At 66.2% G+C, this 23614-nt stretch carries 19 protein-coding genes; 11 read left to right on the forward strand and 8 right to left on the reverse strand.

Features of this window, described 5'->3' with window-relative positions; genetic code table 11:
• Positions 1 to 181: 181 nt before the first annotated feature.
• Complete coding sequence (kdpA, locus tag AC07OZ_RS06465; protein WP_495466324.1) at positions 182 to 1975, reverse strand: potassium-transporting ATPase subunit KdpA; 1794 nt, start codon at positions 1973 to 1975, stop codon at positions 182 to 184.
• Between the two features lies 1 nt (position 1976).
• Complete coding sequence (kdpF, locus tag AC07OZ_RS06470) at positions 1977 to 2066, reverse strand: K(+)-transporting ATPase subunit F (RefSeq protein WP_297525706.1); 90 nt, start codon at positions 2064 to 2066, stop codon at positions 1977 to 1979.
• A 358-nt stretch (positions 2067 to 2424) separates the two neighbouring features.
• Here kdpF and aspT point away from each other — a divergent pair, with 358 nt between their 5' ends.
• From aspT to AC07OZ_RS06495, 5 genes are all read left to right on the forward strand, one after another.
• Positions 2425 to 4110, forward strand: coding sequence for an aspartate-alanine antiporter (gene aspT / locus AC07OZ_RS06475; RefSeq protein ID WP_495466325.1), 1686 nt, complete (start codon positions 2425 to 2427; stop codon positions 4108 to 4110).
• A gap of 22 nt (positions 4111 to 4132) precedes the next feature.
• Entirely contained in the window at positions 4133 to 5743 is a 1611-nt protein-coding gene (locus AC07OZ_RS06480; RefSeq protein WP_495466326.1) for a bifunctional aspartate transaminase/aspartate 4-decarboxylase, read from the forward strand.
• Between the two features lie 197 nt (positions 5744 to 5940).
• Complete coding sequence (locus AC07OZ_RS06485; protein ID WP_495466327.1) at positions 5941 to 7059, forward strand: ABC transporter substrate-binding protein; 1119 nt, start codon at positions 5941 to 5943, stop codon at positions 7057 to 7059.
• Between the two features lie 247 nt (positions 7060 to 7306).
• Positions 7307 to 8185, forward strand: coding sequence for a DUF3616 domain-containing protein (locus tag AC07OZ_RS06490; protein WP_495466328.1), 879 nt, complete (start codon positions 7307 to 7309; stop codon positions 8183 to 8185).
• 260 nt (positions 8186 to 8445) lie between these two features.
• Positions 8446 to 9837, forward strand: coding sequence for a TAXI family TRAP transporter solute-binding subunit (locus AC07OZ_RS06495; RefSeq protein WP_495466329.1), 1392 nt, complete (start codon positions 8446 to 8448; stop codon positions 9835 to 9837).
• 20 nt (positions 9838 to 9857) lie between these two features.
• Here the strand turns inward: AC07OZ_RS06495 and AC07OZ_RS06500 are convergent, their stop codons facing one another.
• The 3 genes from AC07OZ_RS06500 to AC07OZ_RS06510 form a co-directional block, all read right to left on the reverse strand.
• Positions 9858 to 11267 carry a hypothetical protein gene (locus AC07OZ_RS06500; protein ID WP_495466330.1) on the reverse strand — a complete coding sequence of 470 codons (1410 nt, stop codon included), beginning with the start codon at positions 11265 to 11267 and terminating at the stop codon, positions 9858 to 9860.
• 294 nt (positions 11268 to 11561) lie between these two features.
• Positions 11562 to 11981, reverse strand: a complete 420-nt coding sequence (locus AC07OZ_RS06505) for a hypothetical protein (RefSeq protein ID WP_495466331.1) — start codon at positions 11979 to 11981, stop codon at positions 11562 to 11564.
• A gap of 121 nt (positions 11982 to 12102) precedes the next feature.
• Entirely contained in the window at positions 12103 to 12423 is a 321-nt protein-coding gene (locus AC07OZ_RS06510; protein ID WP_495466332.1) for a hypothetical protein, read from the reverse strand.
• A gap of 266 nt (positions 12424 to 12689) precedes the next feature.
• Here AC07OZ_RS06510 and AC07OZ_RS06515 point away from each other — a divergent pair, with 266 nt between their 5' ends.
• The gene (locus AC07OZ_RS06515; protein WP_495466333.1) at positions 12690 to 13349 is read left to right on the forward strand and encodes a suppressor of fused domain protein; all 660 of its coding nucleotides are present in this window, start codon (positions 12690 to 12692) and stop codon (positions 13347 to 13349) included.
• Between the two features lie 341 nt (positions 13350 to 13690).
• Here AC07OZ_RS06515 and AC07OZ_RS06520 read toward each other — a convergent pair whose 3' ends face one another.
• The gene (locus tag AC07OZ_RS06520; protein ID WP_495466334.1) at positions 13691 to 14215 is read right to left on the reverse strand and encodes an SMI1/KNR4 family protein; all 525 of its coding nucleotides are present in this window, start codon (positions 14213 to 14215) and stop codon (positions 13691 to 13693) included.
• A 37-nt stretch (positions 14216 to 14252) separates the two neighbouring features.
• Here AC07OZ_RS06520 and AC07OZ_RS06525 point away from each other — a divergent pair, with 37 nt between their 5' ends.
• Positions 14253 to 14690, forward strand: coding sequence for a hypothetical protein (locus AC07OZ_RS06525; protein ID WP_495466335.1), 438 nt, complete (start codon positions 14253 to 14255; stop codon positions 14688 to 14690).
• A gap of 48 nt (positions 14691 to 14738) precedes the next feature.
• On the opposite strand, the gene AC07OZ_RS06530 is transcribed toward AC07OZ_RS06525, so the two are convergent.
• Positions 14739 to 15179 carry a hypothetical protein gene (locus AC07OZ_RS06530; RefSeq protein ID WP_495466336.1) on the reverse strand — a complete coding sequence of 147 codons (441 nt, stop codon included), beginning with the start codon at positions 15177 to 15179 and terminating at the stop codon, positions 14739 to 14741.
• 250 nt (positions 15180 to 15429) lie between these two features.
• Here AC07OZ_RS06530 and AC07OZ_RS06535 point away from each other — a divergent pair, with 250 nt between their 5' ends.
• The 4 genes from AC07OZ_RS06535 to AC07OZ_RS06550 all read left to right on the forward strand — a co-directional run bounded on the left by AC07OZ_RS06535 (position 15430) and on the right by AC07OZ_RS06550 (position 18658).
• Positions 15430 to 15951 (forward strand): hypothetical protein, encoded by a 522-nt coding sequence (locus AC07OZ_RS06535; RefSeq protein ID WP_495466337.1) that lies wholly within the window; start codon positions 15430 to 15432, stop codon positions 15949 to 15951.
• Positions 15952 to 15956: 5 nt separating this feature from the next.
• Positions 15957 to 17213: a hypothetical protein gene (locus AC07OZ_RS06540; protein ID WP_495466338.1), complete on the forward strand. Its 1257-nt coding sequence runs from the start codon at positions 15957 to 15959 to the stop codon at positions 17211 to 17213.
• Positions 17214 to 17637: 424 nt separating this feature from the next.
• Positions 17638 to 18102, forward strand: coding sequence for a hypothetical protein (locus AC07OZ_RS06545; RefSeq protein ID WP_495466339.1), 465 nt, complete (start codon positions 17638 to 17640; stop codon positions 18100 to 18102).
• Between the two features lie 175 nt (positions 18103 to 18277).
• Entirely contained in the window at positions 18278 to 18658 is a 381-nt protein-coding gene (locus AC07OZ_RS06550; RefSeq protein WP_495466340.1) for a hypothetical protein, read from the forward strand.
• A 95-nt stretch (positions 18659 to 18753) separates the two neighbouring features.
• On the opposite strand, the gene AC07OZ_RS06555 is transcribed toward AC07OZ_RS06550, so the two are convergent.
• Positions 18754 to 23577: an NAD-glutamate dehydrogenase gene (locus tag AC07OZ_RS06555; RefSeq protein ID WP_495466341.1), complete on the reverse strand. Its 4824-nt coding sequence runs from the start codon at positions 23575 to 23577 to the stop codon at positions 18754 to 18756.
• Between the last annotated feature and the right edge of the window lie 37 nt (positions 23578 to 23614).

The following is a 23614-nucleotide window of genomic DNA, read 5'->3' on the forward strand; positions in this document are numbered from 1 at the left end:
CTTGGCGTTGGGGCGCGGCGGCTGCGGGTCCTGTCCTTGCGGACCTTGCGGGCCGGAGGATCCATGGGGACCTTGCGGTCCCGCGGACACCTTGGCGCCGCCGAGGACCTCGGTGCGGGCGGAGGCCGGCACGGAGGTATGGAGGGTCTTGAGTTGATTGGTCATGATGGGCTCCGAAGGGTCACTTCCAGAGCATCAGGTGCTCGACGACGGGACCCAGCGCGAGCGCGGGCACGTAGTTCAGCAGGCCGACCAGGAGGACGGTGCCGATGAGCAGGACGACGAACAGCGGGCCGTGGGTGGGCAGCGTGCCCTCGCCGACGGGGATGCGCTTCTTGGCGGCCAGGCTGCCGGCGATGGCCAGCACGGGGACGATGACCAGGAAGCGGCCGAGCCACATCGCGATGCCGAGCAGCGTGTTGTAGAACGGCGTGTTGGCGGACAGTCCGGCGAAGGCGCTGCCGTTGTTGTTGGCGGCCGAGGTGAAGGCGTAGAGGATCTCGCTGAAGCCGTGCACGCCCGGGTTGGCGATGCCCGCCTTGCCGTCTGCCGCGAGGACCGCGATGGCGGTGCCCGCAAGCACCACGATGGGCGTGACGAGGATGGCGACGGCGCTCATCTTCATCTCGAAGGGCTCGATCTTCTTGCCGAGGTACTCGGGCGTGCGGCCGATCATCAGGCCGGCGATGAAGACGGCCAGGATCGCGAAGACCAGCATGCCGTACAGGCCGGTGCCGACGCCGCCGAAGACGACCTCGCCGAGCTGCATCATCACCAGCGGCACGGCGCCGCCGATGGGGGTGAAGCTGTCGTGCATCGCATTGACCGCGCCGCAGGAGGCGGCGGTGGTCACGACCGCGAACAGCGAGCTGGCGCTGATGCCGAAGCGCGTCTCCTTGCCTTCCATGTTGCCGCCGGCCTGGAACTCGGTGGCCTGGATGTCGACGCCCTGCGCGGCGACCAGCGGATTGCCGGCCTGCTCGGCGGGTGTCGCGACGAGCACGCCGACGATGAACAGCGCGCTCATCGCGGCCAGGATCGCGGCGCCCTGCCGGCGGTCGCCGACCAGTTGCCCGAAGCTCAGGCACAGCGCGGCCGGGATCACGAAGATCGCGACGATCTGCAGCAGGTTGCTGAACGGGGTCGGGTTCTCGTACGGGTGCGCGGAGTTGGCGTTGAAGAAACCGCCGCCGTTGGTGCCCAGCATCTTGATGGCTTCCTGCGAAGCGACCGGGCCCATCGCAAGCGACCGCTCCTGCGTGTGCTGGTTCTCCATCACGGGCTGGTCCTTGGCGTCCTTCATCGGCTGGCCGTCGGCGCCGAGCTTGGGCGTCTGGTAGTCCTGCGCCTCGATGGTCTGCACGGTGCGGTAGCCGTCGAAGTTCTGGATCACGCCCTGCTGGACGAAGACGACCGCGAACACGATGGACAGCGGCAGCAGCAGCCACAGCGTGCAGCGTGTCATGTCGGCCCAGAAGTTGCCGACGTGGCCGGACAGACGCGAAGCGAAGCCGCGGATCAGCGCGAACACGACCGCGATGCCGGTGGCGGCGGACAGGAAGTTCTGCACCGTCAGCGCGAGCATCTGCGTGAGGTAGCTCATCGTCGACTCGCCGCCGTAGCCTTGCCAGTTGGTGTTGGCGACGAAGCTGATGGCGGTGTTGAAGGACGAGTCCGGGCTGATGGCGCCCATCCCTTGCGGGTTGAGCGGCAGCACGCCCTGCAGGCGCTGCAGCGCGTAGACGGCGATCACGCCGATGAAGTTGAAGATCAGCAGCGCGACGGCGTACTGCTTCCAGCCCATGCCTTCATCGGGTTTGATGCCGGCGAGGCGGAAGATCGGGCGCTCGATGGCGGCGATCCAGCCGGGCATCTGCCCTTTGGCGAGCGCGGTGATCCAGCGGGCGAGCGGCCACGCGAGCAGCAGCGTGACGGCGAGGTAGAGGGCCAGGTTGCCCCAGGCGAGGTTCGTCATGTCAGAACTCCTCCGCCCGCCACAAGGCGACCAGGAGATAGACGAACAGACCGGCGGAGATCAGTCCGGTCAACCAGTAGAGCGCGCTCATTGCTTGGCCTCCAGGCGATGGCTGGCCACGGCCAGGCCCACCGCCACGAGGAACAGCACGACGCTCAATCCGAGAAAGAGTGCATCCATGTTTTTACGGTCCCATGCCCTCTCGATTGAGGGCGGGATGGGATGGATGGACTCTAGGAACCGGCGCGTCAAGGGGCTGTAGAAGCTGGACGCCCGGGTATCAAGATCTCATAAAGATGGCGCGCAAGGCACCCGGTCCGCCCCGTCGGGCCACACCTGACCCCATGGCCCCAGTACCCCGCCTTGTCTGTCACCGGAATCGCCCATGAGGGGGTATCGCGCCTGTGGCGACCCGTTGTTAGGCTGTATTTCACAACCAGGGAGACAGCGTGGCGTTCATCCAATCCGTCCTGCACCAATCCCCCGAGCTCGCGCTGTTCCTGTCCCTGGCCCTGGGCTACTGGATCGGCAAGTTCAAGTTCGGCTCGTTCCAGCTGGGCGGCGTCGCCGGCTCCCTCCTGGCCGCCGTAGCCATCAGCCAGGTCGGGGTCCACATCGACTCCGGCATCAAGGCCATCCTGTTCGCGCTGTTCATCTACGCGGTCGGCTTCGAGAGCGGCCCGCAGTTCTTCCGCTCGCTGGGGCGCCAGTCCTTGCGCGAGATCTCGATGGCGGTGGTCGTGGCGCTGTCGGGGCTGGTGACAGTGCTGGTCATCGCCCGCGTGTTCGATCTGGACAAGGGGCTGGCGGCGGGCCTGGCCGCGGGCGGGCTGACGCAGTCGGCCATCATCGGGACCGCGGGCTCCGCGATCGACAAGCTCGGCCTGACCCCCGAAGCCGCCCAGACCATGCAGGCCAACGTGGCCATCGGGTATGCGGTGACCTACATCTTCGGCTCCTTCGGCGCGATCATCGTCTGCGTGAACCTGCTGCAATGGTTCATGAAGCGCGGCATCGGCGAGGACGCGCTCCAGGCCGAACAGGCCCAGCTCAAGGGCATGCGCCTGTACGCGGCCGACGAATCGAGCGCGCTGCCGGACATCGTCGGCCGGGTCATCCGCATCACACAGCAGGGCCTGACCGTGAAGGCCGTGGAGAACGGCGGACCGGTGGGCGCGGTGACGGTCGAACGCGTGCGGCGCGACAGCGCCGAGATCGGCGTCACCGGCGAGATGGCGCTGGCGATCGGCGACCTGATCCTGCTCGTGGGACGGCGGTCCGCCGTGGTCGCGCAGGCCGGCGTGATCGGCAAGGAAGAGCCGCACACCGGGGACATGGAACTGGTGATGGTCAAGCGCGACGTGTCCATCGCCAACCCGCAGTTCCTCAACCGGCCGGTGAGCGAGATCATCGCCAACCTGTCCGAAGGCCTGCGCCACGGGGTCTATGCGCTGGCCCTGCTGCGGGCCGGGTCGCCGGTGCCGATCCGGCCGGACACAGTGGTGCTGCCCGGCGACCTCGTCACCCTCTTCGGCGCCAGCGCCGACATCCAGCGCGCGGCGCAGTCGGTCGGGCCCGTGATCGTGCCCAGCGACAAGACCGATTTCGTGTTCCACGGCTTCGGCATCACGGTGGGCCTGCTGATCGGCCTGCTGGTCGTGCGCGCGGGGCCCGTGCCCATCACCCTGGGCAGCGGCGGCGGCGCACTGCTGAGCGGTCTGCTCTTCGGGTGGTGGCGCAGCCGCCGGCATACCGCCGGCAACCTGCCCACGGCGGCCTCCGCGCTGATGCGTGACCTGGGACTGGCCGGTTTCGTCGCGATGGTGGGATTGCAGTCCGGCCAGCAGGCCGTGCACACCATCATGGACCAGGGCCTGAAGCTGTTCCTGCTGGGCGTGCTGGTCACGGTGATCCCCCTGCTGATCGCCATGGTCATCGGCCGCTACGTGCTGCGCTACGACAACGTCGCCGTCTTCGCGGGCGCGCTGACCGGCGCCCGCAGCGCCAACCCCGCGTTCGGCGAGGTGCTCGACAAGGCCGGCAACAACGTGCCGACGGTGCCCTTCGCCATCACCTACGCCCTGGCCAACGTCTTCCTGACCTTGCTGGGGCCCTTGATCATCGCCTTCGCCTGAGGCCTCACTGGAGACAGCTGTCATGACCGCAAACGGAAAGAAGAACTTCGCGTCGCTGAGCCCCTTCGAACTCAAGGACGAGCTGATCAAGCTGGCCTCTTCCGGCAAGAGCAACCGCGCGATGCTCAACGCGGGGCGCGGCAATCCGAACTTCCTCGCCACGACGCCGCGCCGGGCGTTCTTCCGCCTCGGCCTGTTCGCCGCGGCGGAGTCCGAACTGTCCTACTCCTACATGACGCAGGGCGTCGGCGGCCTGGCCAGCATCGAGGGCATCGAGGGCCGCTTCGAGCGCTTCGTCAGCGAGCACAAGGACCAGGAGGGCGTGCGTTTCCTGGGCAAGACGCTGAGTTATGTCCGGGACCAGCTGGGGCTGGACGCGACGGCCTACCTGCACGAGATGGTCGACGGCATCCTGGGCTGCAACTACCCGGTGCCGGGCCGGATGCTTCGCGTCGCCGAACAGATCGTCGGCCACTACCTGAGCCGCGAGATGACGCAATCGACCATCTCGCCCGGCGAGATGGACGTCTTCGCGGTGGAAGGCGGCACGGCCGCAATGGCCTACATCTTCAACAGCCTGCAGAGCAACGGGCTGCTGAAGGCCGGCGACAAGGTGGCGATCGGGATGCCGGTCTTCACGCCGTACATCGAGATCCCGCAGCTGGAGCAGTTCTCGCTGGAGATCGTGCCGCTGAACGCCGACCCGAAGGCGGGTTGGCAGTACCCCGACGCCGAGCTCGACAAGCTGAAGGATCCCGCCGTCAAGGTGTTCTTCTGCATCAACCCGAGCAACCCGCCCTCGGTCTGCCTGGACCGCCGCAGTCACGACCGGATCCAGGCGCTGGTCAGGAACGAGCGCCCGGACCTGATGATCATCACGGACGATGTCTACGGGACCTTCGCCGACGAATTCCAGTCGGTCTTCAAGACCTGCCCGGCCAACACCATCCTGGTGTACTCGTACTCGAAGTATTTCGGGGCGACGGGCTGGCGGCTGGGTGCGGTCGCGATGCACAAGCAGAACATCTTCGACGCCGCGCTGGCACGGGCGCCGGAGAGCGAGCGGCAGCGCCTGCACCGACGCTATGAGTCCGTCACCGTCGACGTCGGGGGCTTCAAGTTCATCGACCGCATGGTGGCCGACAGCCGCGTGGTGGCGCTGAACCACACGGCGGGGCTCTCGCTGCCTCAGCAGGTGCAGATGACGCTGTTCTCGCTCTTCGCGATGATGGACGAGCACGATGCCTACAAGGCGGCCCTGAAGAAGCTGATCCGCCGGCGTGACAAGGCGCTGCATGGCGCGCTGGGGGTGGAGCTGGCGCACGATCCGCTCTCGGTCAACTACTACACGCTGCTGGACGTCGAGGACATCGCCACGAAGCTGTACGGACCGGCGTTCGCCGCATGGGCCGTCCAGCAGTCGTCGACGGGCGAGCTGCTGTTCCGCGTCGCCGAGGACACCGGCATCGTGCTGCTGCCCGGGAGGGGCTTCGGCGCGACGCGGCCGTCGGCGCGCGCCTCGCTGGCCAACCTGAACGAATACGAGTACACGGCCATCGGGCAGTCCTTGCGCAAGTGGGCGGACGAGCTGCACGCCGCCTACCTCCAGCAGCATCCTTCCAGCGGGTCGTGACACTCCGGTGGCCGGAGCCGGGAAGCGACTGGGGGCGGCAATCCCCGACTTGGGGGCCAGATGTTTCAAGATGAAGCGGTCGTGACGTAGTCGACGATCGCCCGGGAAAATCCGGGGTTGCGGTTATTGCATAGCGATTCGGTCAATGTCGTCACCGAAGATCCTCGCCTTTCCAAAAGCGCCAGGAAGTCAGCCTCATGAACCGCCGTCACCTGCTCCAGAACTTCGCAGCCCTCGCGGGCGCCAGCAGCCTGCCTGTCTTCGCCGACAACTCGCGCATTCTGCTGGGCCAGTCCGCGCCCTTCAGCGGCCCGGCGAAGGAGCTCGGCGAGCAGTTCAAGGAAGGCGCGATGCTGGTCTTCGACCAGGTCAACCAGCGCGGCGGCGTGAACGGCAAGCGCATCGAACTGCGCAGCATGGACGACGGCTACGAGCCGGAGCGCTGCGCGGCCAACACGCGGCGCCTGATCGAGGACGGCGTCAACGCGTTGTTCGGCTACGTGGGCACGCCCACGACGCTGGCGGCGCTGCCGCTGCTGACGGCGGCCAAGATCCCGCTGGTGGCACCGTTCACCGGCGCGGAGGCGCTGCGCACGCCGTTCAACCGCTTCCTGTTCCACGTCCGCGCGTCCTACAACGACGAGGCGGCGGAGATCGTCAAGCAGCTGAACTCGGTGGGCATCACGCGCGTGGCGGTGTTCTTCCAGAACGACGCCTATGGCCAGGCCGGCCTGGCGGCGGTGACCGCGGCGCTCAAGCAGCACAACCTGGCCCCGGTGTCGCAGGGCACGGTGGAGCGCAACTCCGTGGACGTGGCGGCGGCGCTGACCGCGGTGATGGCCGGCAAGCCCGAATGCATCGTGCAGGTGGCAGCGTACAAGTCCTGTGCGGCCTTCATCCGGGGCGCGCGCAAGGCCGGTTTCCTGGGCAACTTCTACAACTTCTCGTTCGTCGGCGCGCAGGCGCTGGCGGCGGAGCTGGGCAAGGATGCGCGCGGCGTGGTGGTGTCGCAGGTCGTGCCCTTCCCGTTCTCGGGCCTGACGCCGATCGCGGGGGAATACCTGCAACGGGTGAAGGCGGCGAAGCTGGAGCCGAGCTACACCGGGATGGAAGGCTTCATCGCCGCCAAGACGATGGTGGAAGGCCTGCGCCGCGCGGGCAACGACCCGTCGCCGTCCAACATCATCAGCGGCCTGGAAGCGCAGAGCCAGCTCGACCTGGGCGGCTTCTTCCTCAGCTTCTCGGGGCAGAAGCACGCCGGGTCGCGGTATGTGGACATGACGATCCTGACGGAGGATGGGAAGGTCCGGCGCTGAGCGGGCGAGGTGCGTGAGCCCCACATGACGTGGGGCCGGTCGTCGTACACCCATGGGATGACAGAGGTCTTCTCCCGGCCTATGGTCACCCCGAGTCCACCGCGCGGACGAATACGGGCTCGAGATTGTGGGAGGGTCGATGAGTCTGCATCGGGTTCGCTGGACGAGATCGTGGCCGGTACTGGCGCTGGTGGCTCCAGTCATGACATGCCTCGCGCAACCAGCGCCAGGCGACTCCTACACCGGCATGGCCGAAGCGTCCGCGGCCGTCGCGCTCGACGAGCGCCACTTCGCGGTTGCGGAGGACGAGTGCAACACCCTGCTCGTCTACGCGAGAGGACAAGCCAAGCCTGTCGGAAAGCCTGCTGACCTGGCGAAGTTCCTGAAGACCGGGGACAAGGCTTCGGACATCGAAGGCGGGGCCCGCGTGGGCGACGTGGTTTACTGGATTTCCTCGCACAGCCTTCCGAAGTCAGGCAAGCCGCGGGAGTGGCGCAAGCAGTTCTTCGCGACGACCGTGTCCCGGTCGACCTCGACCTCGACACCGACCCTCGTCCCTCACGGCCGCCCCTACACCGGGCTCCTCGAGGACATGATCAAGGCGAAGGTGTTGCGCGATCTGAAGCTCGCCGATGCGGCCAAGATGCCTCCCGAGCAGCCAGGCGGGCTCAACATCGAGGGCCTGGCCGCCTGGCGAGACAGCGGATTGCTGATCGGGTTCCGCAATCCGTTGATTGCAGGCAAGGCCCCTGTCGTGCCGCTCAAGAACCCGGCCGCCGTCGTCCAGGGCAGCCGCGCCCGGTTCGACACCCCCATCCTGCTGGACCTCGCGGGACGCGGCGTTCGCAGCATCGATCGCGTGGGGGATCACTATCTGATCGTCGCCGGGCCGGTGGGAGACACGGGGACATTTGCGCTGTTCCTCTGGTCGGGAAGTCCGCAGGCGGCGCCAGTCCTGCAGGCCGAACTGCCGTCGGGGTTCTATGCCGAGGCCCTGGTCCCGATCGCCGACTCGAAGGACGTCGACCTGCTGAGCGATGACGGGTCGACGCAAGCTGCCGCGGCATGCGGTTCAGCAGCCAAGACGCGGCAGACGTTCCGCACGCTTCGAGTACGTCTGCCTTGAGGAGAGAGCCCGACGGCGACCGTTTCTAACGGCCCTCCGACGAGAGAAAGGGAGTCCTGGAGCGACAGCGGACGTAACAGTCCCACCAGCACGCCTCGAATACGATGGGCCGGTCCTTCATCGGCAAAGACCCAGCCCATGCGACGCCTCGGCATCACGATCAAGCTCACCCTTGCGGCCTCCCCTCATGCGGGTGCCCAGGACTGCGAGCGCCCCTGCAACGCGCCGGCCCGGACCTGGCCCGCCCAGGACGGCAAGCCATGACCCCCATCCAGCAATGGCATGCCACCCGCAGCCTGCGCCTGCTGGTGCAGACCGTTCGCGACATGCTGGTCTCGATGGGACCGCTGCTGCTGCTCGGCGGCGGTCTGCTGGTCGCGGCCTACTGGTGGCTGGATCCGCAGCCGCCGCGCCAGGTGCGCCTGGCCACCGGCCCGGCCGGCAGTGCCTACGCCAACTTCGGCGAGGGCTATGCGAAGGTGCTGGCGCGCGAGCGCATCCAGGTGGCGCTGATCGCCAGCGAAGGCGCGCAGGACGATCTGGCCCATCTGCGCGCGGGCACGGCCGATGTGGGCTTCGTGCGCGGCGGCATGGCCGATCCGGTGGCCGATACCGAGGCCGGCATCGTCTCGCTGGGCAGCCTGTTCTACGAGCCGATCTGGATCTTCTATCGGCGCGATCTCGGCATCGCGCGCCGCCAGCCCGGCGGCGAACTGCAGCGCCTGGACCAAATGCGCGGCCTGCGGGTCAATGTGGACCAGGACGGCAGCGGTGTCCCGCAGATCGTCGAGAAGCTGCTGGCGCTGAACCACCTGAAGCCCACTGATCTGCGGCTGTCCAATCTGGCGCCCGACGCCGCCGGCGCGGCGCTGCGTCAGGGCCAGTTGGACGCCACGGTGCTGATCTCGGCGCCGCAGTCCGGCCTGATCCGCGCGCTGCTGCGCGACCCGGCCATCGCGCTGATGGCCTTCGAGCAGAACGAGGCCTATTCGCGCCACCTGCCCTTCCTGTCCACGGTGACGCTGCCGCGCGGCGTGGTGGACTTGGCGGCCGATCTGCCACCGCACGACGTGCCGCTGCTGGCCACCACCACCGCCCTGCTGGCGCGCGAGCAGACCCACCCTGCGCTGCGCCAGCTGTTCGCGCAGGCGGCGCTGGGCCAGCACAGCGGGGCCGGCTGGTTCAACGGCGCGCGCGACTTCCCCAACACCCGCACCAGCGAGCTGCCGGTCAGCGCCGAGGGCGACCGCGCGATCAACGGCACGCCGCCGGCCTGGGCGCGTTACCTGCCCTTCTGGGCCGGCAATCTGCTGGAACGCATGTGGCTGGTGGTCGGCGGCCTGCTGGTGCTGATGCTGCCGCTGTCGCGCGTGGTGCCGCCGCTCTACACCTTCCGCGTGCGCTCGCGCGTGTTCCGCTGGTACGCGCGGCTGCGCGAGGTGGAGGCCAAGCTGGAAACCGGCACGGGCGAACGCGAGGCGTTGCTCGACGAGCTGGACGAGCTGGACCGCGTCACCCACCGCATTGCGGTGCCGCTGTCCTATGCCGAAGAGCTTTACGCGCTGCGCAACAACATCTATGCGGTCCGCAAGCGCCTGATGGCGCAACGGTCGCATCCGAAAGAAGGACCAACAGACGGACCCGCCGACTGATCAAGCTCGCCCTGCGGAAATCACTTCTCCGGCGGACATTCCGGCGCCGACGTCACGCGCACCGGCACTACGGCGCCGGACGGGGTGATGCGTCCCACGCTCACGAAGCAGTAGCCATAACCGACGTCCAGCTTGCTCTCGTAGTCCCCGCCAGCTTCAGGCACGAAACTCACCGCGACGCTCGGGCACGTCTGGTTGTTGGCGGCGAATGTGAAGTCCACGGAAACCGGCATTTCCGCGGTGATTGCCCGCTCCATGAAATACGCCTTGGAAGTCACGCCGGAGCGTTCAGACAGGCGCCGCGTCGTAGTGGATTCGGGCATGCCCAGCGTTTCGTTGGAGACCACGTGCATCGCCGACGCCAGATTCTTCAGCAAGTTCGAGCTCGCGCCACCCATGCCACCCGGGGCGACGCAAGAGGCCTCGTTGGTCAGGCTGACCGCCGTGCCGTTCTGCGCGAACAGGCGCAGGCGCGCCTTCGCGCTGCCCAGCGGCAACGGCTCGGCCGGTGCGGTGCTGGACGCCGGAGCGCTCGCCTCGCCCGCGCCGGCCGATGCGGATGTGGACCCGGCGGCCGTGAGCGCTTCGGCGGGCGGCGCAGCGACCGCCTCGACCGACGACGCCGCGCTTGCCGGCATGTCGGCGGCGACGGCACCGGAAGTCGCCGGCTCGGCCGGCGGCAGCTTCATCAGCGCGCGCATGTCGGCGATGAGCTTCAGCTGCTGCTCGGGCGTCAACGAGGACACGAGTCCGGTGGGCTTGGGCGGCGCCAGATTGGCCTGGACGCGCGCGTCCACCTGATCGGCGCCGTACGCAGCCGCCAGCACCGGGCGACAAATCGTGCGGTACTCGTGGCGCAGTTGCTCGTTCATGCCGATCGTCGCCGCGGGGATCCGCTCCGCCTTGCCGTAGTTGGCGGTGGTGTAGTACGACTCGCCCGTCGCATCCAGCGACGCGAAGTGAAGCTTGGCGGCACCGACCATCAATGCCGGCTCGCAGCGCACCAGGCGGCGGTCGGCCGTCGAGTACATGCGCTTGGCGCTGGCGCCGTTGATGGGCTCGACGCGTGTCTTCACCCAATATTCGAACCAGCCGGTTTCCGGCGTCGCGGACTTCAGCACGGCGAGCGCCGCCGCGGGAACCGGGCGCGGCTCGGAAATCGAACGGTGCAGGATGCGGCTGCGATCGGGACTGGGCGGCGACGGGAGCTCGGTGTACGAGCGTCCGGCGGACGCGTTCCATACCTCCACAGCCTTCTTCTGAAACGCCCCCCAACCGAAGAACGGACGGCCATCGGGCCAGTCCATCTTGCTCAGCATCGCGGCGTTGAGGTCTTCGGGCTCGGCGGCGAATGCCGACATCGACAGCAGTGCCAACATGGCGCCGCCCAGCAGGCGCGTGGACACGCGCGGTCTAACGTTCAACAACATCGGAAATCGGGCCTCCCTGGCCTTCTTGAATCGGTACAGACCGCACCCTAAAGATTGGGAGCTGTGGCGACAACCGACCTCGGAGGGAGGCAGTCCACCTTCCGGGTGTCCGCGTGAAGCAATGCCGTGAAGGATCGTTGGCGATGAGGCGGAGATGCGACAGCTCACCTTGGAGCGCGCCGGTCCGCAAGAGCTGATGTCCGTTTCCAGCCTGAAGCCGCGACAGCAATGCAGCGGAAGCGGACTTCCCCATAGACTGATCGCGGCTGCCTCGACCGCCCTTGAGGGAGGCTGCTACTCGATCTCCGCCAACCAAGGCGCCAGATGCGCGTACTCGATGTGCTTAGACTTGAAGAAGTCATCGCCCGATACCCCCAGCCGTCGCGGCGGGCCAGCGTCGACAAAGAGCTGGTGGTGGCCATCCAGGTGAACCAACAGGTCGATCACCAACAAAGACTTGCCCATCCTTTGCATGTGGTCGCGCGCCAGCGCGTTCAGCGTCGTCGCAGTCGTCGCGTCCATTCGAATCTCAACGCGTCGTGCTGAGCCGAAAAGTCGCTTCACAACGGCGAAGACGTCGTGGCTGTTCGTCATCCCACCAGGTGTTTCATGTAACTCGCAATTCATGAAGAGACCTAGCGTGCCACTCGGAGCTTGCTTCTTCAGAAGGGCAACCAGTTCCTGCGCCAGACCTGCCGCTTGGAGTGCGCTCATGAATGTCCTTGCATTTGAGGTGGAGGTGGGAACGCCGGCGGAAGAGGACATTTAGCGCTCGCGGCCAACGGCACTATCCAAGCGTGGTCCTCACCGTGTCGTTGGCCGGCAGAGCTGAGAATCAACGCCGGTCCGTTGAACGAGTTTCGCTGAAAATTCTTTGTTCAAAGTCTTGCAGCAGGTGAGCGCCCGCTATGTCGTCACCTTGTCGGTACAAGGCTAAAGCGCGCTCGAGTTGGTCTTGCAACCAAACTAGGGTCGCGCCGCTTGCTAGCCTTGGCTCGACGAATGCCATTCCCTCCCGAAGCTCCTTGAATGCACTGTCCAGCGTGAGCTGTTCATCGTCATTCAGATAGTCCTCGTTCGGAAAACTGTCGGGAGCATGCACGATGACCAGCGACAAGAAGTCCATGAACCCGCTGAAATTTTTGACCCAAGGCATGGCGAGAATCCGAATGAGGGAAGAAGGCTACACGAGCTATTGAACTGCGACCACCTCTGTCGTGGAGCTTTCCGGTTCAGTTGCCCTAGCGCTCAAGGTCTGCTCACAGCCTGAAGCGGAAGCGCCATTCACCCTCATCCGGGCCGTCACTTCCGGCCTCTCCACGGAAACTCCTGGCCCGATGCGCACTGCATGCGGCCGCTGTGGCGCATCAAATCGGGCATCCACAGGCTTCTAGAATCTTCGCTCCAACAAGGAGGAAGGGCATGACCCTGGACGAGTACAAGGCCCGCTTTGGCGGCAGCGACGAATCGGCGCCCGGTTGGCAGGCCATCGATGAACGCCTCGTTCGCGTGTATGGCGATCAGGCGCCGCAGCACTGGGGCACGGTCATCAAGCACCGCCTGGGCGGCAAGGATCCGATCGATGGCGTGAGCGTCTATCGAAGCCAGGCCGGCGGCGTGCCGCACTTCCACATCTGCACCTACGGTTTCAGCGCGCTGTACTACGAGGAGGACAGGGTTGGCGACGAGGTCAGCGGATACGGCTTTGAACTGACGTTCCGCCTGCGCGACACCGGTCAGGACATCGCGAACCTGATCTGGCCGATCAACCTGCAGCAGAACCTGGCCCGCTATGTCTTCAGTTCACACAACGTCTTCGCCGACGGGCATTGGATCCCGGCCAACGGACCGATCGAGAGCGATGCCGACACTGACATCGTCGGTTTGCTCTTCGTCACCGATCCCGAACTCGGCTCGATCGACACGCCCCATGGCCGCGTCGATTTCCTTCAGATGGTCGGCATCACCTCCGCCGAGGTGGAGGACCTGAAGGCCAGGCGCCGCACCGCGCGCGAGATCGCGGCCGAACTCGCGGCGAGCAACCCGCTGTTGATCACGGACCTGGCCCGAAGCTCGCGCTGAGCGTTTCGCCCCATCGCCGATGGGTCTCGGAAGCAGCGGAAGCGGACTTCGGTCTAGCGCGGAAAGCCAGCATCCGTGTAAGCACCGGCTCGATTCTCTGCCAGGCCGGTAACGCCAATCTCCTTGCCAAGGCGAGGCTGGCAGACCCTGAAAACGATGTAACCCACATGCTGAAGCTGACTGCGTTTCACGCAGGTTAGTTCGACCTGGTGGGAATCGTGCCAGTGACTGGTCGCTCCCGCTGTCCCGACGGCAAGCATGAACGGCCGCCAATTGACCTCCGTGAGGTGCGGGTGAAAGTCGATGACAAAGGACGATGATTCCATGGGTGATCCCATTGGCTAGATCGCAGAAGCCAGTCCTCTCATGTCGTTCAGCAGCACTTCGGAAAACAAGCCTTGCGCACGAGGTTCCGGATCGCCGTCATCAACGTACAGGCAAAGAGGATCGACCTCTGCGGACTCCGCATCGAACCAGGCTGCCATGTACCCCTGATGGCTGAAGAAGACGACGTCGGTGTTCTTGAGTTGATAGGCGCTGCCGGTCTCTTCGAGGAGGTTCCTGAGCACAGTCCTGTTAGCGATCACGTTTCCCATGAACCAGCCGGAACCCCGAAAAATTCCGTGATGGTCCTTGCCCATCCAAAGCAGGTATTCCTTGTAGGCCTGCGGCAAGGTGAAGCCAATGGTCCGCTCCAGCGCGACGACTTCAGCGGCACTGGCTCCTAGGGGAGCGCCTAGTTTGACCTCGAGGTGCTCGGCATGAAACCTCTTTGCCAGCGAAATGAGCATCATGTTGCGGAAGGAGCTGACGAGACTCCATTGTGGCGGCACGACCTCGAGGTAGCTACGAGCGACTGCTTTCAACGGCGGAAGCAGACCTTGCGACGGGCAGAATCGCGCGATGAACTCGCTCGAATACTCGCGCGCTCCCGACTCGTTCTGGGCAACCCTGCCAAACAAGGCTCCCGAAGTCACCTTTGCTCCATTTGAGACCTCCTTCGGCCCAACCGATGAGGAGCTTTGCTTCTACCGTTCAGTCCTGATTGGCCGAACGGCCTCTGAAGATCTTCAAGGTAGCGTCACGATTCGCCTGACGCCAACACTGGACCCCACGCGGCAGTACCCATGGCCAGCGTTGGATGAGCTGCTCAATGCACTTGAGGAACTCCTTCGGGCAGGTGTTCTATCTGGCATCGGCTGCGAGGCGGACATCGACCAAGCGCCGGTGATGGGAATCAAAGACGCCGCATCGGCTGCTCGTCTACTTGGCGAGGCCCTTGGGTTCTGTGCCGGCACCCGGGCCGCGTGTCCAAGCTTCCGTTATAGCGCCGCTCGGTAGTCCCCCGACGACCTCTGATTTGTCTCTTGAAGCGCGACGACGTCGTGCTCAGACCTTGGCGAGGAAGGCCGCCGCATCACCTGCTTCGCACTTCCAGTCTGCGAAGACCCCGACCAGGTTGCATTCCACGCAGTGGCACGCAATGTAGTACCAGCGCACGTCATGCGTACCTTCGTACACGGAGACGCCGGACACCAGCTCGAACACCTCGTTCTCGCACACGCACTCGTGCGTCTCAGGCGCGGCTTCTGCGACGTGGTCCTCACTGTCGCCCATCAGGTGTTCCTGCCCGCAGTCAGTGCAGGTGCGGATGGCCACGCCGGCTTCTTCATCCGTCTGCAGCGCGAAGGTCCGGCATCCGCATTCGCATTTGGACGTGGCAAACCGGACAGCCTCATGGCGATTCGCCACGCTGTAGCTGCGCAGTTCCGCCTGGGTGTCGCCGGACGTGGTCCCGTACCAGAACTCGCCCTTCTTCGTCAGTGCCATTGATGCTGCTCCATTCCTCAAGATGGGCTTCCCGGCCGGCTTGACGCCGGGCTCGCCCCGTTTGTCCGGATTCTGCCTGGGGCCCGGTGCGTCATCGTGAACGGCTTGGGTCGCAGTGGTCGTCCTACTTGATGCGCGCTCGGTGCTACGCTTCCGCCACCAAAAATGGGGGGAAGCGATGATGATCGAGCGAAATCGAGGGACCGGGGCAGCCCTGTTGGCAGTGAGCCTGCTTGCGGGATGCGCCAGCATGGACAACCGGACGGGCCCGGACCGGCTGCCGGCGGCAGCGTTGAACGGCAAGGACAAGGGCGTGCTGGTCCTGTCGACGGGTGCGCCCGAACGTTGCATCTCGATGTCGACCTTCCTGAAGATCGTCGATGCGAAGACCGGATCCACGCCGGACTCGACCGACCTCATCGGCGTCGACGTCTACATCCACAAGAGTGATTTCTCCGACCATCACGGCACCATCAATGCCATGGCCCTGCCGCCGGGCCGGTATGAGCTTCGCCCCTGGCTGGCCAATCCCTACTACGTCCCGACGGTCACCCCGAACTACGTCGTCGAGATCGGCGCGGGCGAACTGATCTACGGCGGCGAGGTGTTCATGCCCAAGGCCTGCTCGTCCAGCACCGCGTTCGTCATCCGCGACCGGTTCTCCCGGGACATCGAGCTGGCCATCGCGAAGAATCCCGCGCTCGCCGGCCGGACGATCGAGAAGCGGCTGCTGCTGCCCGGTCGCACGATTCGCACCGACGGCAAGGAGTGAGCGCGGTGACGTCCCGGTTGCTCCTCCTGGCCCTGGGCGTGGCGCTGACGGTGGCCACGCCGAGCCGGGCTCAAGCCCCGGCACCCGGCACGTCGTCCGCGTCCGCTCCGGTGCCGCCGGGAATGATGGAGTTCCGTCCGGCGAGAGGGCCCGACACGCCGTTCTCGAGATGGATGTCCAGCGTCTCGCATGTCGAGACTGCCGGCGACATGGCGCGGGATCGCAAGTCCAGGCTGGTGTGGACCCGCTGTCTCGTAGGCCAGCGGCTCGAGGACCGCGTTCCGACGTGCCAGGGCGAGGCCAAGCCCATGACGCTGGCCGAGGCCCAGGCCTACGCCGCGGCGCAGCCCGGCGGCTGGCGCGTGCCGACCTCCGAGGAACTCCTGGCCATCCTGCCCGTCGCCTGCCCGCCGGACAGGGAGTTCTGGGGCGGCCAGGTGATCCGCGTCGCCCTGCGCGGCCAGCGCGTGCTGTCCGCCTCTCGAGAGGCTGGTGGATCCGGCGTGCTGATGCCGCGCGCCTGCGACGACCAGGTCCAGGCCGAGCCCGCCACCACGCGTGCGCCGGTCCTGCTCGTCACGGCCGAGGACAGCGCCTTCATGGCCAAGCGCAAGGAAGAGCGAGACCAGTTCAACGCGGGCTTGCAGGCGATGGCCGCCTCCGCGGCCGCACGGGATGCGGCCGCCCGCGCGGCTGCCGCGTCCGCCGCCGCGGTCGAACGTCCGCCGCTGATGGCGCAGCAGGACGGTACCGTGACCCGGGCCAGGCTGCAGGGCAGCCTGGCGCCCACGCGCGACCTGCCCTGCCTGCGCGGCGACCAGATCGAGGCCTCGTTCACACCGCCCGACTTGCACACCGGCTTCCTGAAATGCCTGGACGAACGCCGCGCCGAGGATGCCGCCCTGATGTTCAGCGTCGCGGGCATCTATTCGAGATTCGACGCGCGGCGCATCGACGACCCCAGCGTGCGCGGCGGCCCGCAGGTGCTGATCATCAACACCAGCGCCGGCTTCACACCGCGGCAGCGCGAGTTCTTCATCGAGAAGGTGCAGAAACGAATCGCCAAGCCCGAGGCCACGCAGGCCTTCTGCGAGGTCCTCGGGCGGATCGGACCTCCGACCTACGCGCCACGCTACCTGGTGCTGCACGGCCTGAAGGCCTTCACCGCGGCCAATCCCATGGACAACGCGCTGGTGCCAGGCTTTGACGCGGACGGCACCTGGGCGTCGCTGCTGGAGAGCTACGGCCACTGTGGCAAGTGACCCTGGACGCCCGACGAGATCGCGATCATTCAAGGCCGTGTCGGTGGCACCGCAGGATCTGTGGCGATCATCGGGCTCTCACGTCGGGAGGCGCGTTCTTCTCCATCGTGATGTTCCAGATCCAGGAGCCCCCGCCGGAAGGCGGCGGGGGAACGACATTCACGAATCCCGCGGACTTGCGATATTGGTGCGTCGGCGGCATCAAGCCATTGGCCGCGCTCAATCGCACGCAGGTGACGAACGAGATTCGGCACCTGCGTCGTCACGCGCGCCAAGGGCGCTCGCGGGCAGCGCTTCATGGCGCCTTCACGACTCCTTCGAGAGTCGCTTTCAAGCGGGAGCGGAATTCCGCTCTGCAGCGGCTGCGGACCTCCGGTTTTACTCGCCCCTTAGACTCGACGCAGTTCGTTCTTCAGAATCACGAATGTTCAACGAAGTACTAGCTTTGCTTAAGCAGCAATCCCAGCTCTGGTCGGACGGTTACCTCGTTTTCGATGGAGGACCGAACACGGCGGGCGGGCGCGACCTGACTGCGGTCGAAGCATTTCTGAACCGGGACGCCAACGAAGCGGCGCAATGGGGTCGGCGCGAGCGTCTAAGCGGGTTGAACCAGTCGTTGCGTGAGGTCGATTTGAGCCAGGCGCGCCTCGAACTTCGTCGAATGTTGCAGGAAGAGCTTCGCCTCTACTGCCATCGCTCGGTCGATGAAGCCGTGCTGACACCGGTCATCGACGCATTCTTTTCCAAGCTGCGAAATCCAAAATGCTTGTCGAACACCTCCGACGGAGGAACTGGGTGGCATGCCGTGACCCCTCATTCCCGCGACTCGCTCCTAGTGGCCATTGATGATTTTTCTGTGGGCTACTGGCTGACGATGGACGACGAGTGATGCTCGGGCGAGGAGTCGCCAACTGTTGAAGACGGACGACCGCTTCCAGCCTGAAGCGAACATCTTTGTCTCACGATGGCCCATGCAACTGCAGTGGCCCGTATGGAGTGGGCGTCACAAGCGCTGCCTCCACGGGCGGAAGAACTCCTTGGCTCGGTGCCGCGCGACAATCAGCTTGCACCGCTCGACCTATCATGTGCAGATGTCCTCAGAGACGTCTCTTGAAACGCACATACGCAACCTGATCGACTACGGCGGGAGACCTGACGGGGCCGCCTCGTTCCTGTTCCATGAAGCAGCGCAGACTCCGCCTGAGCGCTTCATGCATTGGGTCCCGGACGAAGTTGTCCGTGTGATGCGGGAGCAGTCTGCCAACCCGCCTGGCAGCATCGCGGAGTTCGATTGGTTCGAGGGCGGAACCTATAGCGCGGAGGCTTTCCGTGGTCTCAGCGAAGCTGAGATTGCTCGCAAGATCGCAGAGAACAAGAACGCTCGCAAGCAGCGTTGGTTGGATGGCGTGCGTGCCGTCCATCGGTATTTCATGGACCGGCCGTAGGCGCGTCATTCATCGACGGCATCGTCGACGTTTGGGCTTCCGCCTCCAGCCTGGCGCTGATGTCAGCATCGCAGCGCAGCTGAGTGACCTCGCGACTAGGTGAGACCGCGCAACTCCCTCAACGCCACCGACAGCATCGCCGCATCCGGCGCCGGCACCGCGCGCAGCTCGCCGAGCAATTGCGCCGCACGTTCGATGGTGCGGCCATTGTTGGTCTGCCAAGCCTCGACCTGTGCGGCCGGCGATTCACCGTCGCCGCCGCCAGCCAGCACCGCGCCGGTGATCGAACGTTGCAGGCCCCACAGGTCGTCGAGCATGGCGCCCTTGGCGAGCATCTGCCAATGCTGGTCGCCGGGCAGCGCGGTGATCTTGTCGCGCAGCCACGGCATTCCCAGGCGATTGGCGAGATCGAAGTAGATCGCAGCCACCAGTTCCGCCGGCCAGCGTGCGCTGCCCGCGATCTCGGCGATGTCGAGCGTGGCGTACAGCGTGCCGAAGGTCACCACCCGTTCGGCCAGTTCGCGCGGTACGCCGCCCGCGACATAGTGGGCCGCCGCGGCGTCGACGCGCGCACGTTCGTCGGCGTCGAGCAGTTGCGGCAGGCGTGCGGCGAGCTTGGTGACGTTCGACGTGAAGTGCTCGATCGTGACCCCCATGTCGTCGATGAGCCGGTGCGAGCGCAGGAACCATTTGGTGCCGCGTTCGAGCTGGCGGCTGGTGTCGATCAGCATGCGCGACTGCATCTCGTCGGCCACCTTGTTGTCGAGCGCCTCGATGCCCTGCCACAGGCTCACCATGCCGAAGATCTCCCGGCTCAGGAGGTACGCGCGCACGATCTCGAAGGCGCGTGCGCCGGTGGTTTCGAGCAGGCGGTGCACGAAGGTGCTGCCGACCCGGTTGATCATGCTGTTGGTGACATGCGTGGCGATGATCTCGCGTTTGAGCGGGTGGCGCTGCATGTAGCTGCTGAACCGCTCCTGGAGCAGCGGCGGGAAGTAGCGCTCCAGCGCGGTCGATACCCAGGGATCGTCGGGCAAGGTCGAGCCGAGCAACTCGTCATAGAGCCAGATCTTGCTGTAGGCGAGCAGCACCGCGCGCTCGGGACTGGTCAGGCCCTGTCCCTTGCCGCGCCGGTCGGCGATCTCCTCGTTCGACGGCAGGAACTCGATCGCGCGGTTGAGCCGGTCGGCCTTCTCGAGGTACAGAAGGAAGCGCGCCTGCGCGTCCAGCAGTTGGGGCGCCATGCGGCCGGTGACCGAAAGGACCTGGGTCTGGAAGACGTTGTCCCGCAGCACCTGCGCGGCGACGTCGTCGGTCATTGCCGGCAGCAGCGCATTGCGCTGCTTGTCGGTGAGCTCGCCCTCGCTGACGGCCAGGCCGAGCAGGATCTTGATGTTGACCTCGTGGTCCGAGGTATCGACCCCGGCCGAGTTGTCGATCGCATCCGTGTTGATGCGCCCGCCCGCGAGCGCGTACTCGATGCGGCCTCGCTGGGTGCAGCCCAGGTTTCCGCCCTCGGCGAACACCTTGCAGCGCAGCTCGCTGCCGTTGACGCGCAGCGCGTCGTTGGCGCGATCCCCGACCTGTGCATGGCTTTCGCCCGAGGCCTTCACGTAGGTGCCGATGCCGCCGTTGTAGACCAGGTCCAGCGGCGCCTTCAGGATGGCGTTGACCAGCTCGGTCGGCGTCATCGCATTGGCGGTGATGCCCAGTGCACGCTGCACTTCGGGCGTGATCTGGATCGACTTCGCGCTGCGCGCGTGCACGCCTCCACCGACCGAGATCAGTTGGGCGTCGTAGTCGGCCCATGACGATCGCGGCAGCTTGAACAGTCGCTCGCGTTCGACGAATGCCTTCTCGGGATCGGGCTGCGGGTCGAGGAAGATGTGGCGATGGTCGAATGCCGCCAGCAGGTGGATGTGGCGCGACAACAGCATGCCGTTGCCGAACACGTCGCCCGACATGTCGCCGATGCCCGCCACCGTGAAGCCGGTCGTCTGCGTATCGACCCCCATCTCGCGGAAGTGGCGCTTGACGGACTCCCACGCGCCGCGCGCGGTGATGCCCATGGCCTTGTGGTCGTAGCCCACCGAGCCGCCGGACGCGAACGCGTCGCCCAGCCAGAAGCCGTATTCCTTGCTGATGCCGTTGGCGTAGTCCGAGAAGGTCGCGGTGCCCTTGTCGGCGGCGACGACGAGATAAGGGTCGTCCTCGTCGTAGCGCTTGACCTGCGGCGGCGGGACGATCTTGTCGCCGACGCGGTTGTCGGTGATATCCAGCAGGCCGCGCAGGTAGTCCTGGTAGCAGGCCACGCCTTCCTTCATGAAGGCCTCGCGATCGCTCGCCGGTGGCGCCTTCTTCAGCACGAAGCCGCCTTTCGATCCGACCGGCACGATGACGGTGTTCTTCACCATCTGCGCCTTCACCAGGCCCAGCACTTCGGTGCGGAAGTCTTCGGGTCGATCCGACCAGCGCAGACCGCCGCGCGCCACCCGGCCGCCACGCAGGTGCACCCCTTCGAAGCGGGTCGAGTAGACGAAGATCTCGAACATCGGCTTCGGCGCAGGCAAGCCCGGCACCTTGGACGAATCGAACTTGAACGACAGGAAGCTGCGCCGCCGGCCTGCGGCGTCGCGGCGCCAGAAGTTCGTCCGGGTCGTCGCGAGCATCAGCGCCAGGTATTGGCGCAGGACGCGGTCTTCCGAGAGGTTCTCGACCTGCTCGAGGGCGGCCGTGATGGCCTTGACCTGCTCCGCGGCGTGGGCCTCGGCATCCGCGCCTCCGGCCGGGTCGAATCGCAGCTCGAAGAGCCGGGCGAGTTGGCCGGCGATGCCGGCGTGCGCCGCCAGCGTCGCCTCGATGAAGGACTGCGACAGCGCAAAGCCGATCTGCCGCATGTACTTCGCATACGCACGCAGCACCACGATCTGCTCGGCAGGCAGGCGCGCCGCGACGACGAGGCGGTTGAAGTCGTCGTCCTCGACATCGCCGCGCAGCACGGCGGCAAACGCGTTCTCGAACACCTGGTGCAGTGTGTCGACCTCGACTTCGGCACCGGCGAGGCTCGACACCAGCCCGAAGTCGTGGATCCAGATCGGCGACGCGTCTTGCGGCGCGATGCGGTAGGGGTGTTCGTCGAGCACCTTCATGCCCATGTGCTCGAGCATCGGCAGGCTGGCCGACAAGGTCAGCGGCTCGCCCCGGCGCAACAGCTTGAACCGCAGGTTGCCGGGCGGCGCCTCGAGCGGGCGGTACAGGTTCATGCCCACCGGTTCGGCATCGGTGAGCCGGGTCATCAGTTCGACGTCGGGCACCGCGGCGCGGGCGTCGAACTCTTCCCGGTAGGAGGCCGGAAACGCGCTGCCGAACTGGCGCAGCAGCTGGACGCCACGGGCTTCACCCGACGCTTCGATCAGTGCCATTTTCAAGTCGTCGTCCCAGCGCCGCGCTGCCGAGACCAGGCGCGCTTCGAGTTCGCGCACGTCGAATGCCGGGATCTTCCCCGGCTGGGTGCGCACCGTCATCTGGATCCGCGCCAGCACCGATTCCGACAGGTGCACGTTGAACTCCGAACCGCTGCCATTGAAGGCTTGCAGCAGGATCGCCTGCCACTTCTGGCGCAGCTCGGTGGTGTAGTGCTCGCGCGGCGCGTAGATCAGGCAGGACAGGAAGCGCTGGAACGGATCGCGCCGCACGAAGAGCCGGAAGCGCTGGCGCTCGCCCAGGTGCAGGATGCCCACAGCGGTTTGCAGCAGTTCGTCGCCGCTGGTCTGGAACAGCTCGTCACGCGGATAGGTGTCGAGGATGTTGATCAAGGCCTTGCCGGCATGACTGCCCCGTGTGTAGCCGGCGCGCGCGACCACCTCGGCCACCCTGCGCCGCAGCAGCGGGATCTCGGCCGGGTTAGCGCTGTAGGCGTTGGAAGTGAACAGGCCCAGGAAGCGGTCCTCGCCGCAGACCGTGCCGTCGGCACCGAAGCGCTTGACGGCCACGTAGTCGAGGTAGCCCGGCCGGTGCACGGTGGAGCGCGCGGTCGACTTCGTCACCACCAGCAGTTCGGGCCGGCGTACCTGCGCGCGCACCTCGGGCGGCAGTGCGGCAAAGGCGGCGACCGCATCGAGCGCGGCCATCCCGCGCAAGATGCCGAGGCTCGAATCCGGAACGACGGTCAGCACGTCCTGTCCGTCGACGCTCGCCAGCTCGTGGCGGCGGTAGCCCAGGAAGGTGAAGTGGTTGTCGGCCAGCCAGTGCAGGAAGTCCTGGCCCTCGGCCAGTTCCTCGGCCGCGAGCGGTGGCGCCTGTCGTAGCAGGTCATTGACGATGTCGAGCATGCGCTGCCGCATGGCTTGCCAGTCGGCCACCGCCGATCGCACGTCGCCGAGCACGCGGGTGACGTCGGCCGCGAGCGCATCGAGCCGCGCCGGCTCGGAAATGCGGTCGACCTCGACATGGATGAACGATTCACGCACACCGCCGCCGTCACCGGCAAGTCCCCGCAGCGTGCCGTCGGCATCGCGATTCGCCGCCACCAACGGATGGATGATCAGGTGCAGCGTGAGCCCGTGGCGGTTGACTTCCATGGTCACCGAGTCGACCAGGAAGGGCATGTCGTCGTTGACGATCTCGATGACGGTGTGGGTCGACTGCCAGCCATGTTCGGCGATCGTCGGGTTGAAGACCCGCACCCGCGCATGGTCGAGGTCGCGCTTGCGTGCGAAGCTCCAGTGCGACATGGCCGCGCCGTAGAGGTCGGCCACCTGCCGCTCGGCCAGTTCCTCCGGGTCGACCTGGCCGAAGTACCTCTGCACGAAGTCCGCCAGCGCCTCGCGCTGGTCCGGGGTGACCTTGGCGCGCACCAGCTTGACGACTTCGCCCGTGAGCTTGGCTTGCAGGTCGGTTTGGATTGCTTGCGTCAGCATGCCTGTCTCCTGGTCAGTCTTCGAATCCAAAGCGCCT

The sequence above is a fragment of the Roseateles sp. GW821-FHT09G03 genome, assembly GCF_059416045.1.